This is a genomic window from Klebsiella sp. 141153, from assembly GCF_032601995.1.
In the GTDB taxonomy this organism is placed as follows: Bacteria; Pseudomonadota; Gammaproteobacteria; order Enterobacterales; family Enterobacteriaceae; genus Klebsiella; species Klebsiella aerogenes.
On the sequence record NZ_JAQIRJ010000017.1, the window covers coordinates 24,168 to 39,548 of the forward strand.

Consider the following 15,381-nt stretch of genomic DNA (forward strand, 5'->3'; position numbering starts at 1 on the left):
AAATATCATTTTGATATTCACCTGGATGGGATAAGCAATTAGCGATCGCAAAGCGAAAATATTCTATGGTAGGAGAAGCATCTCTTTCTTTTGTATTCTCGCAATCAGGACAATACCACCTACGTCGCGCTGAACCCGGGAGAGGTAAGTAGAAAAAGGCACAGGGGCGCGTTTGCATTGACTAAAATATAACCATCTCCCTGCAGAGTGCCGCATCATGAACATCTTCGGTTTTCAACGTCACCTGGCGATGGTTTCCGGCTGCCTTCTGGCCATCATGTTTGCCTTCTCCGCTTCAGCGGCTTCGACGGATAAATCGCCGCCGGCCCAAAAGGACAAAGCGGAGCTGGCCATCAATATGGATCACATCATGCAGCCGCAAAAAGGCGATCTTCCCGATATGATCAACCGGCGGGCGATCCGGGTATTAACGACCTACAGCAAGACCTTCTTTTTTATCGATAAGGGTACCCAGCGCGGCGCCACCCACGATCTTTTCATCGCTTTAGAAAAAGATCTCAATAGCAGACTGGCAAAAGAGAAGAAGCTGAAGCAGAAACACCTCAAAGTGCGGATCGTTTTCATCCCGGTGACGCGGGATAACCTGTTCAAGGCGTTGAATGAAGGTAAGGGGGATATCGCCGCCGCCAATCTCACCATTACTTCATCGCGTCAGGAGCAGGTCGCCTTTACCACCCCGCTCTATAGCGATGTCAAAGAGCTATTAGTTTCTGGGCCATCATCGCCCAACGTGAAAAGCCTGGAGCAGCTTTCCGGTAAAACCGTGTTTGTTCGACGCTCCTCCAGCTATTACGAAAGTTTGCAGGCGCTTAACGCCCGCTTTGCCAAAGCGTCGCTGCCGCCGGTCATTCTGCAGGAAGCGCCAGAGGCGCTCGAAGATGAGGATCTTCTCGAAATGCTTAACGCCGGCCTGATTCCTCTGATCGTGGTGGATCGCCATAAAGCGATTTTCTGGAAACAGGTGTTTCCCAAAATTCAGGTGCATGAAGACATTGTGTTACGAGATGGCGGTAGCATCGCCTGGGCGGTCCGCAAAGATAACCCACAGCTTCTCGCGGTGCTGAATACCTTCGTGAAGAATAATCGTCAAGGCAGCACCCTGGGAAACACGATTCTGCTGCGCTACCTGAAAAGCGCGACCTACGTTAAAAATGCCGCAGCCAACAGAGAACGAGCTAAATTTTTGCAGATGGTAGACATCTTTAGAAAATATGGCGAACGCTATGATGTCGACTGGCTGCTGATGGCAGCCCAGGGATATCAGGAGTCGCGGCTCAATCAATCGGTACGTAGCCACGTCGGCGCAATCGGCGTAATGCAGGTCATGCCCGCCACCGGCAAGGAGCTGAAAGTTGGCGATATTAAGAAAATCGATCCCAACATTCATGCCGGCGTGAAGTATATGCGCTGGATGATTGATCATTACTATGGCGATCAGCCAATGACGCCGCTGAATAAAGCGCTATTTTCGTTCGCGTCCTACAATGCGGGCCCGGCGCGCATCGCGCGTCTACGTACGGAAACCCAAAAACGCGGTTTTGATCCGAACATCTGGTTTGGCAACGTTGAGAATCTCGCCGCGGAAAAAATCGGCGCTGAGACGGTAACCTACGTCAGCAATATCTATAAATACTATATTGCCTATCGGCTGATAATGGATGATATCGCCCGTAAACAAAAAGCGACTGCCGCGCCGCTACCCGAGCCAGGAACGGGCAAGCCGCAGCCCGACGCGGCTACGCCCACAACGCCTCAAATTCCGACGCCGGCGGCCTGAGAGCCTGAAATGAAAAAGCCCCGAACAATCGGGGCTTTTTGTTGGCTTACCGCACAGGCAGCACGTAATAAGGAAAACCTTAGAACGGGATATCGTCGTCGAAGTCCATCGGCGGTTCGTTAGATGGCGCTGCCGGAGCCTGCTGCTGCGGACGAGACTGCGCGCCGCCGCTGAACTGGTTGCCGCCCTGCGGCTGCTGAGGCTGACCCCAACCGCCCTGCTGCTGGCCGCCGCCTGCCGGTGCGCCGCCGCCCTGACGGCCGCCCAGCATCTGCATGGTGCCGCCGACGTTTACCACGATTTCAGTGGTGTACTTGTCCTGACCGGACTGATCGGTCCATTTGCGGGTACGCAGCTGACCTTCGATATAAACCTGAGAACCTTTACGCAGGTATTCGCCAGCGACTTCCGCCAGTTTGCCGAACAGCACAACGCGGTGCCATTCAGTCTGCTCTTTCATTTCGCCGGTTTGCTTATCGCGCCAGGATTCGGAAGTTGCCAGCGTGAAGTTGGCGACAGCGCCGCCACTTGGCATGTAGCGTACTTCCGGGTCCTGCCCCAGATTACCGACGAGAATCACCTTGTTTACGCCTCTGCTGGCCATGATCGAATCTCCTGAATAATACGTTTTGTATAAGTGTAAACCGGGAATTCTAACATCACAAAGGGGCAATTTGATAGCTGCGAAGCCAATTCCAGAAAACATCCCGCCGCTATGCAATTTTTCACCCTCTTACTGCAGCGCCATTCCAATACTGTATATCCAGACAGGTTAAGTTGTGTCATAATTAGCCGTTTCTGCCGTTTGTCCTTCAAACAAACCAGGCAATCCGTGTATCTACCTACCGGGAAAGGTGAATGGATAAGATCGAAGTTCGGGGCGCCCGCACCCATAATCTCAAAAACATCAACCTCGTCATCCCGCGCGACAAACTCATTGTCGTCACCGGGCTTTCTGGGTCTGGCAAATCCTCACTCGCTTTCGACACCCTGTACGCCGAAGGCCAGCGTCGCTACGTCGAATCGCTCTCCGCCTATGCGCGACAGTTCCTGTCGCTGATGGAGAAACCAGACGTCGATCATATCGAAGGGCTGTCGCCGGCGATTTCTATCGAGCAGAAATCGACCTCCCACAACCCGCGTTCGACGGTAGGTACGATTACTGAAATCCACGACTATCTGCGCCTACTGTACGCCCGCGTCGGCGAACCGCGCTGTCCGGATCACGACGTACCGCTGGCCGCACAGACCGTCAGCCAGATGGTCGATAACGTGCTATCTCAGCCGGAAGGTCAGCGCCTGATGCTGCTGGCGCCCATCATTAAAGAGCGTAAGGGCGAGCACACCAAAACGCTGGAAAACCTTGCCAGTCAGGGCTATATCCGCGCGCGGATCGATGGCGAAGTCTGCGATCTTTCGGATCCGCCGAAATTAGAGCTGCAAAAGAAACACACGATCGAAGTGGTTATCGACCGCTTTAAAGTACGCGACGATCTGGCGCAGCGTCTGGCGGAGTCTTTCGAAACCGCGCTGGAGCTCTCAGGCGGCACCGCCATTGTTTCCAATATGGATGACAGTAAGGCGGAAGAACTGCTGTTCTCGGCAAACTTCGCCTGCCCGATTTGCGGCTATAGCATGCGCGAGCTGGAGCCGCGCCTGTTCTCCTTTAACAACCCGGCAGGCGCTTGCCCAACCTGCGACGGCCTTGGCGTTCAACAGTATTTCGATCCCGATCGGGTAATTCAGAATCCGGAGCTATCGCTGGCTGGCGGCGCCATCCGCGGCTGGGATCGCCGCAACTTCTACTACTTCCAGATGCTCAAGTCGCTGGCGGATCACTATAAGTTTGATGTCGAAGCGCCATGGGGCACCCTCAGCGCTAATGTGCATAAAGTCGTGCTGTACGGTTCAGGTAAAGAGAATATTGAATTCAAATATATGAACGACCGCGGCGACACGTCAGTACGCCGCCATCCGTTCGAAGGCGTGCTGCACAACATGGAGCGCCGTTACAAAGAGACGGAATCCAGCGCGGTGCGCGAAGAGCTGGCGAAATTCATCAGCAACCGTCCGTGCGCCAGCTGTGAAGGCACGCGTCTGCGTCGCGAAGCGCGCCACGTGTTTGTGGAAAACACGCCGCTACCGACCATTTCCGACATGAGCATCGGTCATGCGATGGACTTCTTCAACAACCTGAAGCTGTCCGGACAGCGGGCGCAAATCGCCGAGAAAGTGCTGAAAGAGATTGGCGATCGTCTGAAGTTCCTCGTCAACGTCGGCCTGAACTATCTAACGCTCTCTCGTTCGGCGGAGACCCTCTCCGGCGGTGAAGCGCAGCGTATTCGTCTGGCGAGCCAGATTGGCGCGGGGCTGGTTGGCGTGATGTACGTGCTGGATGAGCCCTCTATCGGCCTGCACCAGCGTGATAACGAACGCCTGCTCGGTACGCTCATCCACCTGCGTAACCTGGGTAACACGGTCATTGTCGTTGAACATGACGAAGACGCCATTCGCGCCGCCGACCACGTGATCGACATCGGCCCCGGCGCTGGCGTTCACGGCGGCCAGGTGGTGGCCGAAGGGCCGCTGGACGCCATTATGGCGGTACCAGAATCCCTGACCGGGCAGTACATGAGCGGCAAACGCAAAATCGAAGTGCCGAAACAGCGTGTCGCCGCCGATCCGGAAAAAGTGCTGAAACTGACCGGCGCGCGCGGCAACAACCTCAAGGATGTGACGCTGACGCTGCCCGTCGGCCTGTTTACCTGCATTACCGGCGTTTCCGGTTCCGGCAAATCAACGCTGATTAACGATACCCTGTTTCCCATCGCCCAGCGTCAGTTGAACGGCGCGACGATTGCCGAACCGGCGCCGTACCGCGATGTCCAGGGGCTGGAACACTTCGATAAAGTCATTGATATCGACCAGAGCCCGATTGGCCGCACGCCGCGCTCAAACCCGGCAACCTACACCGGCGTGTTCACGCCGGTACGCGAACTGTTCGCCGGGGTACCGGAATCACGCTCACGCGGCTATACGCCGGGCCGCTTCAGCTTTAACGTGCGCGGCGGCCGCTGCGAAGCCTGTCAGGGCGACGGGGTGATCAAGGTTGAGATGCACTTCCTGCCGGACATCTACGTACCGTGCGACCAGTGCAAAGGCAAACGCTATAACCGCGAAACGCTGGAGATTAAGTACAAGGGCAAAACCATCCACGAAGTGCTGGATATGACCATCGAAGAAGCGCGTGAGTTCTTTGATGCCGTTCCGGCGCTGGCGCGTAAGCTGCAAACCCTGATGGATGTCGGCCTGACCTATATTCGTCTCGGCCAGTCGGCAACCACGCTCTCCGGCGGTGAAGCCCAGCGCGTGAAGCTGGCGCGCGAACTTTCCAAGCGCGGTACCGGCCAGACGCTGTATATCCTTGATGAACCGACCACCGGTCTGCATTTCGCCGATATTCAGCAGCTGCTGGACGTGCTGCATCAGCTACGCGATCAGGGTAATACCATCGTGGTCATTGAGCACAACCTCGACGTGATTAAAACCGCTGACTGGATTGTCGACCTCGGCCCGGAAGGCGGTAGCGGCGGCGGGGAGATTCTCGTTTCCGGCACGCCGGAAACCGTTGCCGAATGTGAAGCCTCACACACGGCGCGCTTCCTGAAGCCCCTGCTGAAGTAACCTCTCAGGCCTCTTCCTTCGCGGAAGAGGCCTGATTTCATCTCATTTTTTTACGCTGATACTTCGTGATTTGCCCGGTGCGCACACTCTGGCGTCTGATAGTCGCTATCGCCAACCGATGTCGGGAAAACTATGCGAGTACCACGCCTCATTCCGTTATTTGTTATCGCCGCCGCGCTATGTGCGGTAAGCGCCTGCTCATGGGTTGGCCGCTACAGCGATACGGCCTATCAGCAATTGCTCACACTCAAGCAGTTGCATTTGCAGTTCATCGCCACCGCAGCGACGGAGGACGATCAACAACTGAACGCAGAAGATGAACAGATTCGCCAGCAGTTCGCGCAGGCGATGGATCACAGCGATGCGTTGCGCCAGGAAAATTTCAGGATACTTGAAGGTAACTATCTGCGCGTTTACGCCCATCGCCAGATGCTGGGCGCGCCCTTTACTCCTGCCGAAGCGCAATATTTATCGCGGCAGACCCTTTATCTTTATCAACAGGCTATCGCTGGCGAATGTCAGCGAACAGGGAGGGAATAATGCCGACAACCATGGAGATTCGCGCGCTGTTGTCCGCTTGCGCGATTGATAGCGCCGAATGGATGCCATTACTGAATAAAGTACTTGGCGATGAGTACCGTGAAGTACGCGATAGCGGACTCTTTTTACTGCAGGCATTGCAGCAAAAAGCCCAGGGCTGGCTGACCGAAGACGATCTACGGCTACTGCTGGAAGGTCAGCGCGATATTGCCCGCATTCGCGCTAACAACCAGAGTATCGCACGCCAGGCGCAGCTGCAGTCGACATTATTACGTCTGTTCGATATCACGTTGCTGGCGCTGGCAGGGGGGTTATAAGCTAGGCTAACTGCCGCCGCTTATCCTCCGACAGCAGGTCGACCGCCTGCTGGTAGGAGGCATCCACCAGGTAGTAAATCTGCGAGTCTGGCAAGGAGCCATCAAGGAAGACCGTGCTCCAGTGAGCTTTATTCAGGTGCCTGCTGGGGCGTACATCGCGATGTTGTTCCCGCAGCAGCTCGGCAAGCTCCGGGCTGGTCTTTAACGCAACGGCCGGCCGCTTATCCTCCACTTCTTTTACCATGGCGAATAGCACGTCCGCGACCTTGATTTGCGTTGCTTTCCAGTCGCTATGAACGCTTTGTTCCGCGCCCGGCTTCGCCATGCAGTACTGCAGTAGATCCGATATAGTCATTTTTTATTCTCCCGTGAGCGTGGCGACGATATGCCGCGAGCCGCCGTGAATGCGATGCTCCCCCAGCCAGATCCCCTGCCAGGTCCCCAACATGACGTTGCCGTTCTGCACCGGCAGCATCAGTGAAACGCCCAGCAGCGAGGATTTAATGTGCGAGGGCATATCATCAGGACCTTCATAATCGTGTTCATACGGCGCGTTGTCTGGTACGGCGTTGAGAAAATGCTGTTCCATATCAAAACGTACCGTGGGATCGCAGTTCTCATTCAACGTCAGGGAAGCGGAAGTATGCTGGAGTAACAGATGCAGCAGGCCCACCTTGATATGCGACAGTTCGCGGACTTGGCCAATAATTTCGTTAGTCACCAGATGGAAACCACGAGATTTCGGCCCTAATGTCAGGGTTTGCTGATGCCACATAAACGACTCCTGTAATGTGTGAATCCTTCTAAGTTTGCAGCAAGAAGCGAAAAGGTAAAACCTCAAACGCTGAAATTCGTATAAAAAAAAGACAGCCTGCGGCTGCCTTCTCATGTTCAGATGAGTCGAGTTTCGCGCGCCTTAATATTCTGAATTCACAATCACCTCTTCCCCTTGCGATCCGGCCATCGGCAGCGGTTTGTAGGAGGAGTTTGCCGCGCGCAGCACGCGAATTCCGCGCGCATCGGCATCGCGAGCCGCCGAGATGTCGTTGTCCGAGTCACCGTAGAAGACTTTGATATTCTTCTCCCGTAACCACTGAGTTTTCGTGTTCTGGCCTGGCTTATCGCCGGCAAAAATCACCGGGTTCATATTGGCGCCGGGGATCAGGAAATCATCCTGCAGGGTTTTGGAGACGGTCTCAGTTTTGGTCTGGCTGCGGCCGGTCACGAAGTAGATGCTGTCGCCGCGCTTTATATGCATCGCAATCAGCTGGCGGCCCACTTCTTTCGGCATGCTGAACTCGTCCCAGCCGTTATTCATCTTTTCCCAAAACTCCGGGTTCTTTAGATAGGCTTCGCTGCCGGGAGAATAGGTTTTTTGCCCGCGCCAGAAACCGGGGCTGGAAAACAACACGGTGTCATCGATATCGAAACCCACCGCCATCGGCGCGCGGCCCAGCAGGCTATTTTCGATTTGCGCTACCGATACCCAATGGATCGGCGCCTGTTCGGCAAGTATCGCAACATTCGTCCCCTCCCAAATGGGCTGCGGAGTAGAAGCGCGAGCGACAACGGAGCTATTCAGAGCGAACAACAGACAGGTGGCGCTAATGGCCAAAGTTAACTTACGCATATTTATCCCTATGCCCCTCATGCGCCAGGCCGCTTAGCGGCAACCTGAGTTATTTTGGGTCTAAATAATCGATTCGTTATTATTTTTAATAATGAGTGAGCTCATTAATGTAGCAAGACCTTAACGCCTGACCACACAGATAGAAAGGATTTTCTGGTCAGATATCATATAAAAAGAGCATGATCACACTTCGGGGGTAATATTACCCTCGCCTTAACGCTGACGAGGGTAAATTAGTAAGTAAGCACTTACATTACAGCGGCAAACGCCTGAGCGACGCGCTGGACGTTACGCGAGTTAAGTCCTGCTACGCACATCCGGCCGCTGGCAATCAGGTAAACGCCAAACTCTTCGCGTAGACGATCCACCTGTGCCGCGCTCAATCCGGTGTAGCTAAACATGCCGCGCTGCTTCAGCAGGTAGTCAAAGTTCTTGCCGGGAACGGCCTCTTTCAGCGCATCAACCAGCGTCTGACGCATCGCCAGAATGCGGGTACGCATCGCTTCCACTTCCGCCAGCCATGAGGCTTTCAGCGCCGCGTCGTTCAGCACCGCCGCGACCACCTGCGCGCCAAAATTCGGCGGGCTTGAGTAGTTGCGGCGCACCGTCGCTTTCAACTGACCCAGCACGCGGCCTGCGGTTTCCGCATCATCGCAGACAATCGACAACCCACCGACGCGTTCGCCGTACAGTGAGAAGATTTTGGAAAATGAGTTGCTGACCAGCATCGGCAGGCCGGCGCTGGCAATCGCACGAATAGCGTAGGCATCGTCTTCCATACCGGCGCCAAAGCCCTGATAGGCGATATCGAGGAAAGGAATTAAATTGCGTGCTTTCAACACCTTAACGACTTCATCCCACTGTGCGTTACTCAGGTCGGCGCCTGTCGGGTTGTGGCAACACGGATGCAGCAGCACGATATCGCGCTCAGGGAGCGTCTGTAGTTTGGCGAGGAAGGCTTCAAAACGCACGCCGTTGGTCTCATCATCGAACCAGGGGTAAGTACTTACTTCGAATCCAGCCCCTTCAAATATGGCGATGTGGTTTTCCCAGGTCGGGTCGCTAACCCATACGCGTGACTGCGGGAAGTAGCGCTTGAGGAAATCGGCGCCAACCTTCAGCGCGCCGGAGCCACCCAGGGTTTGAATTGACGCTACGCGGTTTTGTTTCAGCACCGGATGGTCAGCGCCAAATAACAGCGGCGCAATGGCGTGGCGGTAGCTATTGAGCCCTTCCATCGGTAAATACAGCGAAGCGCCATGCGGCTGGGCATTGAGGCGCGCTTCGGCTTCCGCCACCGCCTGTAGTTGCGGAATAATGCCGTCTTCGTTGTAGTAAAGACCAATGCTGAGGTTCACTTTGTCACTACGCGGATCGTCTTTGAAACGCTCCATCAAGGAAAGAATGGGGTCGCCGGCGTAGGCGTCAACTTTTTGAAACACGAGATGTATCTCCAGGTTTACGAAAGCAGGTATTTACACAATAAACCGGAAGTTGGGGCAGGTCGAGGGGATGTTGGTAAGTTATCGACAAAGATCGCTGCAAACCTGGGCGACGCCGCGCGCCGCCCCTGCTCATTACCCCGATAAGCGTAGCGTAATCGGGGAAATATGCCACTGACAGTCGTTAGTCGAGGTAGCGGATAGCCAGCCTGGAAGTCAGTCGGGTAATAAGTTCGTAAGCACTCACTTTCGTTATTTCCGCGATGCGCTCAACGGGGAGCCCTTCTCCCCATAACACAACCGGATCGCCGGTTTTATCCTGCGCTTCAGGACCGAGGTCGACGCAAATCATATCCATCGCCACGCGACCGACAATCGGCGCTTCGCGGCCGTTGACCAGCACCGGCGTGCCGGAGGGCGCGGCGCGCGGATAACCGTCGCCGTAGCCCATCGCCACTACGCCGAGGCGAGTATCGCGCTCACTAATCCAGGTGCCGCCATAGCCCACCGGCTCCCCGGCTTTATGTTCGCGCACCGCAATCAGGCTGGAGGTCAGCGACATCACCGGCAGGCAACCAAAATCCTCTCCGGTAGAGTGATTTTCCAGCGGCGAAACGCCGTAGAGAATGATGCCCGGCCGCGCCCAGTCGAAATGCGACTGCGGCCACAGCAGGATCCCGCCAGAGGCGGCAATAGAACGCAGCCCCGGTTTCCCTTCGGTAAAGGTGGTGAAAATATCCAGCTGACGCTCGGTCGCGCCGCATTCCGGCTCATCGGCACGGGCGAAATGGCTGACGATATTCACCGGCTGGCGAACATTTTTGCACCGGCTTAGCCGCTGATAGAATGCTTCTGCCTGTTCCGGCAGTACACCAAGGCGATGCATACCGGTATCCAGCTTCATCCAGACGGTAACCGGTTCGGTCAGTTCCGCCTGTTCGAGCGCCGCCAGCTGTTCCGGGCTATGTACCACGGTATGCAGTTGCTGCGCGGAAATCAGCGCCAGATCCGCCGCTTCAAAGAAGCCTTCCAGCAGCAATATCGGTTGGGTAATGCCCCCTTCACGCAGGCGCAGCGCCTCTTCCAGGCGGGCGACGCCGAAGGCATCGGCGTCGGTCAGCGTTCGCGCGGTCTCAAGGAGGCCGTGTCCGTAGGCGTTCGCTTTCACCACCGCAACCAGTTTGCTGGCAGGAGCCAGTTCACGCAGGCGTTGCAGGTTGTGTCGCAGAGCGCGGCGGTTAATAACTACAGTTGCCGCTTGCATTTGAATTCCTTAAAAAAAGACAGACGGAGGTTTACTCATCGTCATACTGAGGACCGGCATAATTATCGAAACGCGACCACTGGCCGTTAAAGGTCAGTCGTACCGTACCGATCGGGCCGTTACGTTGTTTACCAATGATAATTTCAGCAATACCTTTTAAATCACTGTTCTCGTGATAAACCTCATCACGGTAGATGAACATGATTAAGTCGGCATCCTGTTCAATAGAGCCGGATTCACGCAGGTCGGAGTTGACTGGACGTTTATCGGCGCGCTGTTCCAGAGAGCGGTTCAACTGCGACAGCGCCACCACCGGCACCTGCAACTCTTTTGCCAGCGCCTTCAGCGAGCGGGAGATTTCGGCGATCTCCAGAGTACGGTTGTCGGAGAGCGAAGGTACGCGCATCAGCTGCAGGTAGTCGATCATGATAAGGCCGATACCGCCGTGCTCGCGGGCGATACGCCGGGCGCGCGAACGCACTTCCGTCGGCGTCAGGCCGGAGGAGTCATCAATATAGATGTTACGTTTTTCCAGCAAAATACCCATCGTGCCGGAGATCCGCGCCCAGTCTTCATCATCCAGTTGGCCGGTACGGATACGGGTCTGATCGACGCGCGATAGCGAGGCCAGAGAACGCATCATGATCTGCTCGGATGGCATCTCCAGACTGAAGATCAATACCGGCTTATCCTGCAGCATCGCCGCGTTTTCCACGAGGTTCATCGCAAATGTCGTCTTACCCATCGATGGACGCGCGGCGACGATAATCAGATCCGAAGGCTGTAGCCCGGCGGTCTTTTTGTTGAGGTCGTCATAGCCGGTATTCACCCCGGTGACGCCATCATGCGGCTGTTGGAACAGCTGTTCAATACGGGCGACGGTGGCATCGAGCACATCGGCGATGTTCTTCGGCCCTTCGTCTTTATTGGCCCGGCTTTCGGCAATTTTAAATACCCGGGATTCCGCCAGATCCAGCAGGTCCTCGCTGGTGCGCCCCTGGGGGTCGAAACCGGCTTCGGCGATCTCGTTGGCCACCGAAATCATTTCACGCACTACCGCGCGTTCGCGCACGATGTCGGCATACGCGCTGATGTTCGCCGCGCTTGGCGTATTTTTGGAGAGTTCGGCCAGGTAGGCGAAGCCGCCGACGCTATCCAGTTGCCCCTGACGCTCCAGCGATTCGGCGAGGGTGATCAGATCAATCGGGCTGCCTGACTCTTGCAGGCGCGCCATCTCGGTAAAGATATGACGATGCGGACGGGTATAGAAATCTTCCGACACCACCCTTTCGGCGACGTCGTCCCAGCGCTCGTTATCCAGCATTAAACCGCCCAACACCGACTGTTCCGCTTCAATCGAGTGCGGCGGGACTTTCAACCCTGCGAGCTGCGGATCGCGTTCGCGAGGTTCTGTCTGTGGTTTGTTGAAGGGTTTATTTCCTGCCATAGTGAATGGAGTTACCTGTAAATGAGAGACACAAAATTATAAAGGAGTTCACATGGCAACACGAATTGAATTTCCCGCGCATGGAGGCCCCGAGGTTCTGCATGCGGTTGAGTTTACCCCCAACGATCCTGCCGAACACGAAATCCAGGTAGAAAACAAAGCTATCGGTATCAACTATATCGACACCTACATCCGCAGCGGCCTGTATCCACCGCCCTCGCTGCCGAGCGGTTTGGGCACTGAAGCCGCCGGTATCGTGAGTAAAATCGGCAGCGGCGTTAAACATATCAACGTTGGCGACCGCGTGGTATACGCCCAATCCGCGCTTGGCGCTTATAGTTCGGTGCATAACGTGCATGCCGACAAAGCGGCAATTTTGCCGGATGCGATTTCCTTTGAGCAGGCAGCCGCCTCGTTTCTTAAAGGGCTGACCGTCTGGTATCTGCTGCGCAAAACCTATGAAATACAAGCCAATGAAACCTTCTTGTTCCACGCGGCGGCGGGCGGCGTGGGGCTGATTGCCTGCCAGTGGGCGAAAGCGCTGGGGGCGAAACTTATCGGTACCGTCGGCAGCGAGCAAAAAGCGCAGCGCGCCCGGCAGGCCGGCGCCTGGGAAACCATTAACTATCGCGAAGAGAATATTGCCGAGCGCGTCAAGGCGCTAACCGCCGGCAAAAAAGTCGCCGTGGTTTACGATTCCGTGGGTAAAGATACCTGGGAGGCCTCGCTCGATTGTCTTCAGCGACGTGGGCTGATGGTCAGCTTCGGCAATTCATCTGGCCCGGTAACCGGCGTGAATTTGGGTATCCTCAATCAGAAAGGCTCACTGTATGTGACCCGCCCTTCTCTGCAAGGCTACATCACCAACCGGGAAGAGCTGACGGAAGCCAGCAACGAGCTATTTTCGCTGATCGCCAGCGGCGTGATCAAAGTCGATGTGGCGGATAATCAGAAATACGCCCTGCGTGACGCCAGACGCGCGCATGAGATCCTGGAAAGCCGGGTGACCGAAGGCTCGAGCCTGCTGTTACCGTAACCGGATGAGATCGCCAGAAAAGTTTAGGGCCTCCTGACGGAGGCCCTGACTTTTTTTGTTCGGCTGTATGTAGGGTACAGCACGATGAATTCGTTATCGCGCTAATAGTGACAGATTTAATACGCAATGCCTACGCTGTTTTATGCAAAATTACTCAGGTTGTGACACACCGCTCAATCCCCAAAATGATGGCTTAGTAGCGCCAGCGATCTTCGCGGCGATAGCGGGTTGTGGTCGGCGATTTTATCGCCCGAATAACCCATACGACGGCCACCGCCAGCAGCAACCAGGGTAGCAGCTTAAACATTAATGCGAACAGGCCGCCGAAGAACATCAGCGCGGTGGCGACGACCAGCGCGGCAATAATGCCAAGCAGCGAGATGCCGGTGACCAGCAACATGACAAAAAAGCCAATAACAAATAAGAGTTCCAGCATGGTCTTCTCCCGAAATAAATAACCAGATAGCTGATTGGCTATTTCAAGAATCATGCCAGGTATAACTCATTGAATTAAAACAAAACGCCCCGCAGCAGTGCTGTAGGGCGTGGCGAAATAGACCAGTTTTTAGCGAAAAGTTTAACGCTTATCGGCAACCAGCTTCAGCGCGTGTTCCAGCACGTTGATATCGGCGCCCGCTTTGTGGGCATTTTCACTCAGATAGCGACGCCACTGACGCGCGCCGGGGATCCCCTGGAACAATCCCAGCATATGGCGGGTGATATGGCCAAGATAGGTACCGTTGCTGAGCTCGCGCTCGATATAGGGGTACATTGCGCGCACCACCGCCACCGGATCGGCATCCGCGCCGTCGACGCCGAAAATCTCGCGATCCACAGAAGCCAGAATACCCGGGTTTTGATAGGCTTCACGCCCCACCATCACGCCGTCCATATGCTCAAGCTGCTGTTTAGCCTCTGCCAGAGATTTAATTCCGCCATTAATCGCCATCGTCAGATGCGGAAAATCACGTTTCAGTTGCCAGACTCGCGGATAATCCAACGGCGGAATTTCGCGGTTCTCTTTCGGACTCAGGCCGGAAAGCCAGGCTTTACGAGCGTGAATGATGAACATTTCACACTCCCCTTTGCCGGAGACGGTCTCAATGAAATCACACAGGAATTCATAGCTATCCCGATCGTCAATGCCAATACGGGTTTTTACCGTTACCGGGATCGACACCACGTCGCGCATCGCTTTGATGCAGTCCGCCACCAGCGCGGCGTTACCCATCAGACAAGCGCCAAACATCCCGTTCTGCACGCGGTCAGAGGGGCAGCCGACGTTGAGGTTAATCTCGTCGTAGCCGCGCGCCTCGGCGAGCTTCGCGCAGTACGCCAACGCCGCAGGCTCGCTACCGCCCAACTGCAGCGCTACCGGATGTTCTTCTTCGCTATAGGCCAGGTAGTCGCCTTTACCGTGAATTATCGCGCCGGTGGTGACCATTTCGGTGTACAGCAGAGTATGGCGCGACAGCAGACGCAGGAAGTAGCGGCAATGTCTGTCGGTCCAATCGAGCATGGGCGCGATAGAAAAACGGTGGGCGGCAAAAGCGGTAGACGTGGATTCTGGCATCATGGCGAATAAATAAGCATCCGGGTAAAAAGGGGCGCTACTATAGCACAAACACCAACCACGGCGCATAACGTCGAACGCCACGCGCCATGGTCAAAATGCGGCCTATATTTTCCGCGGTTTGCCGTCGTGCGGGCCAAAGAACTGCGGAGGGTGATCCACCCAGCGGTCCTGGCGAGTCGCGGCATAGCCTGGGTTCAACGGATAGTAGATGCGGTTGTGTTTTTTATTCGCCTCGCCAACGACCAGCAGCCGCACCTCCTGCTCGGTATTATTCAGGAAGGTATGACACACGCCAGTCCCCGCCGGAAAGCCGACGCTATCGCCCGGCTCTAGCTTCCATAGGTAGCCATTGATCCAGACTTCCGGAAAGCCTTCCAGCACGTAGATGAACTCTTCTTCATCGCTTTCCGCATGTGGATAAGAGGTTCTGCGTCCCGGCGGCAAGCGTTCATGATGGATGCCCAGCCGATTTAGCCGCAGGCCGCGGGCAAGAGGCGCGCCAATAGAAAACAGCTCGTGACTATCGGGGTAGGTGGAATCATCCGCACCTTCCAGTTCGCGCCAATGTCGAATGCAATCAGGTCGTTTCATCGTTTTCTCCCGAAAATGAGATACATCAGGTATAGCAAAGCTTGCAGGATCTCGGC

Annotated in this window: 15 protein-coding genes; 5 read left to right on the forward strand and 10 right to left on the reverse strand. The window is 55.5% G+C overall.

The genetic code is table 11. The features are described from left to right. Positions 1-217 precede the first annotated feature (217 nt). Complete coding sequence (locus PGS10_RS23875) at positions 218-1,798, forward strand: transglycosylase SLT domain-containing protein (protein WP_410477093.1); 1,581 nt, start codon at positions 218-220, stop codon at positions 1,796-1,798. Between the two features lie 79 nt (positions 1,799-1,877). Here the strand turns inward: PGS10_RS23875 and ssb1 are convergent, their stop codons facing one another. Then, the gene (gene ssb1, locus PGS10_RS23880; RefSeq protein ID WP_015368746.1) at positions 1,878-2,402 is read right to left on the reverse strand and encodes a single-stranded DNA-binding protein SSB1; all 525 of its coding nucleotides are present in this window, start codon (positions 2,400-2,402) and stop codon (positions 1,878-1,880) included. A gap of 254 nt (positions 2,403-2,656) precedes the next feature. Between ssb1 and uvrA the strand changes: the two genes are divergently transcribed. The 3 genes from uvrA (at position 2,657) to PGS10_RS23895 (ending at position 6,339) form a co-directional block, all read left to right on the forward strand. Continuing rightward, positions 2,657-5,482: an excinuclease ABC subunit UvrA gene (gene uvrA, locus PGS10_RS23885; RefSeq protein ID WP_045396741.1), complete on the forward strand. Its 2,826-nt coding sequence runs from the start codon at positions 2,657-2,659 to the stop codon at positions 5,480-5,482. A gap of 132 nt (positions 5,483-5,614) precedes the next feature. Next, positions 5,615-6,022, forward strand: coding sequence for a hypothetical protein (locus PGS10_RS23890; protein ID WP_047078468.1), 408 nt, complete (start codon positions 5,615-5,617; stop codon positions 6,020-6,022). Beyond that, positions 6,022-6,339 carry a hypothetical protein gene (locus PGS10_RS23895; protein WP_045396749.1) on the forward strand — a complete coding sequence of 106 codons (318 nt, stop codon included), beginning with the start codon at positions 6,022-6,024 and terminating at the stop codon, positions 6,337-6,339. Before PGS10_RS23890 ends, PGS10_RS23895 begins: the two co-directional genes overlap by 1 nt. Position 6,340: 1 nt before the next feature. Here the strand turns inward: PGS10_RS23895 and PGS10_RS23900 are convergent, their stop codons facing one another. The 6 genes from PGS10_RS23900 to dnaB all read right to left on the reverse strand — a co-directional run bounded on the left by PGS10_RS23900 (position 6,341) and on the right by dnaB (position 12,122). Next, on the reverse strand, positions 6,341-6,694 hold the full coding sequence (locus PGS10_RS23900; RefSeq protein WP_020079872.1) for an MmcQ/YjbR family DNA-binding protein: 354 nt from the start codon (positions 6,692-6,694) through the stop codon (positions 6,341-6,343). 3 nt (positions 6,695-6,697) lie between these two features. After that, entirely contained in the window at positions 6,698-7,114 is a 417-nt protein-coding gene (locus PGS10_RS23905) for a secondary thiamine-phosphate synthase enzyme YjbQ (protein WP_063415047.1), read from the reverse strand. A gap of 141 nt (positions 7,115-7,255) precedes the next feature. Beyond that, a complete protein-coding gene (gene aphA / locus PGS10_RS23910) occupies positions 7,256-7,969 on the reverse strand; it encodes an acid phosphatase AphA (RefSeq protein ID WP_047045864.1) in 714 nt (237 codons plus the stop codon). A gap of 248 nt (positions 7,970-8,217) precedes the next feature. Then, entirely contained in the window at positions 8,218-9,411 is a 1,194-nt protein-coding gene (gene tyrB / locus PGS10_RS23915) for an aromatic amino acid transaminase (protein ID WP_047050620.1), read from the reverse strand. Positions 9,412-9,595: 184 nt separating this feature from the next. Next, positions 9,596-10,675 carry an alanine racemase gene (alr, locus tag PGS10_RS23920; protein ID WP_047067000.1) on the reverse strand — a complete coding sequence of 360 codons (1,080 nt, stop codon included), beginning with the start codon at positions 10,673-10,675 and terminating at the stop codon, positions 9,596-9,598. Between the two features lie 31 nt (positions 10,676-10,706). Next, a complete protein-coding gene (gene dnaB, locus PGS10_RS23925; protein WP_015368755.1) occupies positions 10,707-12,122 on the reverse strand; it encodes a replicative DNA helicase in 1,416 nt (471 codons plus the stop codon). Positions 12,123-12,174: 52 nt separating this feature from the next. Here dnaB and PGS10_RS23930 point away from each other — a divergent pair, with 52 nt between their 5' ends. Beyond that, positions 12,175-13,158, forward strand: coding sequence for a quinone oxidoreductase (locus PGS10_RS23930; protein ID WP_316423588.1), 984 nt, complete (start codon positions 12,175-12,177; stop codon positions 13,156-13,158). 193 nt (positions 13,159-13,351) lie between these two features. Here PGS10_RS23930 and pspG read toward each other — a convergent pair whose 3' ends face one another. The 3 genes from pspG to PGS10_RS23945 all read right to left on the reverse strand — a co-directional run bounded on the left by pspG (position 13,352) and on the right by PGS10_RS23945 (position 15,325). Continuing rightward, positions 13,352-13,594: an envelope stress response protein PspG gene (gene pspG / locus PGS10_RS23935; RefSeq protein WP_045396775.1), complete on the reverse strand. Its 243-nt coding sequence runs from the start codon at positions 13,592-13,594 to the stop codon at positions 13,352-13,354. A 141-nt stretch (positions 13,595-13,735) separates the two neighbouring features. Continuing rightward, complete coding sequence (dusA, locus tag PGS10_RS23940; protein ID WP_316423589.1) at positions 13,736-14,734, reverse strand: tRNA dihydrouridine(20/20a) synthase DusA; 999 nt, start codon at positions 14,732-14,734, stop codon at positions 13,736-13,738. Positions 14,735-14,836: 102 nt separating this feature from the next. Then, entirely contained in the window at positions 14,837-15,325 is a 489-nt protein-coding gene (locus PGS10_RS23945) for a cupin domain-containing protein (RefSeq protein WP_015368759.1), read from the reverse strand. Between the last annotated feature and the right edge of the window lie 56 nt (positions 15,326-15,381).

Bases quoted from the DNA above. Each gene is read 5' to 3' on its own strand.
- PGS10_RS23875 (WP_410477093.1), top strand. From the start codon at position 218: ATGAACATCTTCGGTTTTCAACGTCACCTGGCGATGGTTTCCGGCTGC.
- ssb1 (WP_015368746.1), bottom strand. From the start codon at position 2,402: ATGGCCAGCAGAGGCGTAAACAAGGTGATTCTCGTCGGTAATCTGGGG.
- uvrA (WP_045396741.1), top strand. From the start codon at position 2,657: ATGGATAAGATCGAAGTTCGGGGCGCCCGCACCCATAATCTCAAAAAC.
- PGS10_RS23890 (WP_047078468.1), top strand. From the start codon at position 5,615: ATGCGAGTACCACGCCTCATTCCGTTATTTGTTATCGCCGCCGCGCTA.
- PGS10_RS23895 (WP_045396749.1), top strand. From the start codon at position 6,022: ATGCCGACAACCATGGAGATTCGCGCGCTGTTGTCCGCTTGCGCGATT.
- PGS10_RS23900 (WP_020079872.1), bottom strand. From the start codon at position 6,694: ATGACTATATCGGATCTACTGCAGTACTGCATGGCGAAGCCGGGCGCG.
- PGS10_RS23905 (WP_063415047.1), bottom strand. From the start codon at position 7,114: ATGTGGCATCAGCAAACCCTGACATTAGGGCCGAAATCTCGTGGTTTC.
- aphA (WP_047045864.1), bottom strand. From the start codon at position 7,969: ATGCGTAAGTTAACTTTGGCCATTAGCGCCACCTGTCTGTTGTTCGCT.
- alr (WP_047067000.1), bottom strand. From the start codon at position 10,675: ATGCAAGCGGCAACTGTAGTTATTAACCGCCGCGCTCTGCGACACAAC.
- dnaB (WP_015368755.1), bottom strand. From the start codon at position 12,122: ATGGCAGGAAATAAACCCTTCAACAAACCACAGACAGAACCTCGCGAA.
- PGS10_RS23930 (WP_316423588.1), top strand. From the start codon at position 12,175: ATGGCAACACGAATTGAATTTCCCGCGCATGGAGGCCCCGAGGTTCTG.
- pspG (WP_045396775.1), bottom strand. From the start codon at position 13,594: ATGCTGGAACTCTTATTTGTTATTGGCTTTTTTGTCATGTTGCTGGTC.
- dusA (WP_316423589.1), bottom strand. From the start codon at position 14,734: ATGATGCCAGAATCCACGTCTACCGCTTTTGCCGCCCACCGTTTTTCT.
- PGS10_RS23945 (WP_015368759.1), bottom strand. From the start codon at position 15,325: ATGAAACGACCTGATTGCATTCGACATTGGCGCGAACTGGAAGGTGCG.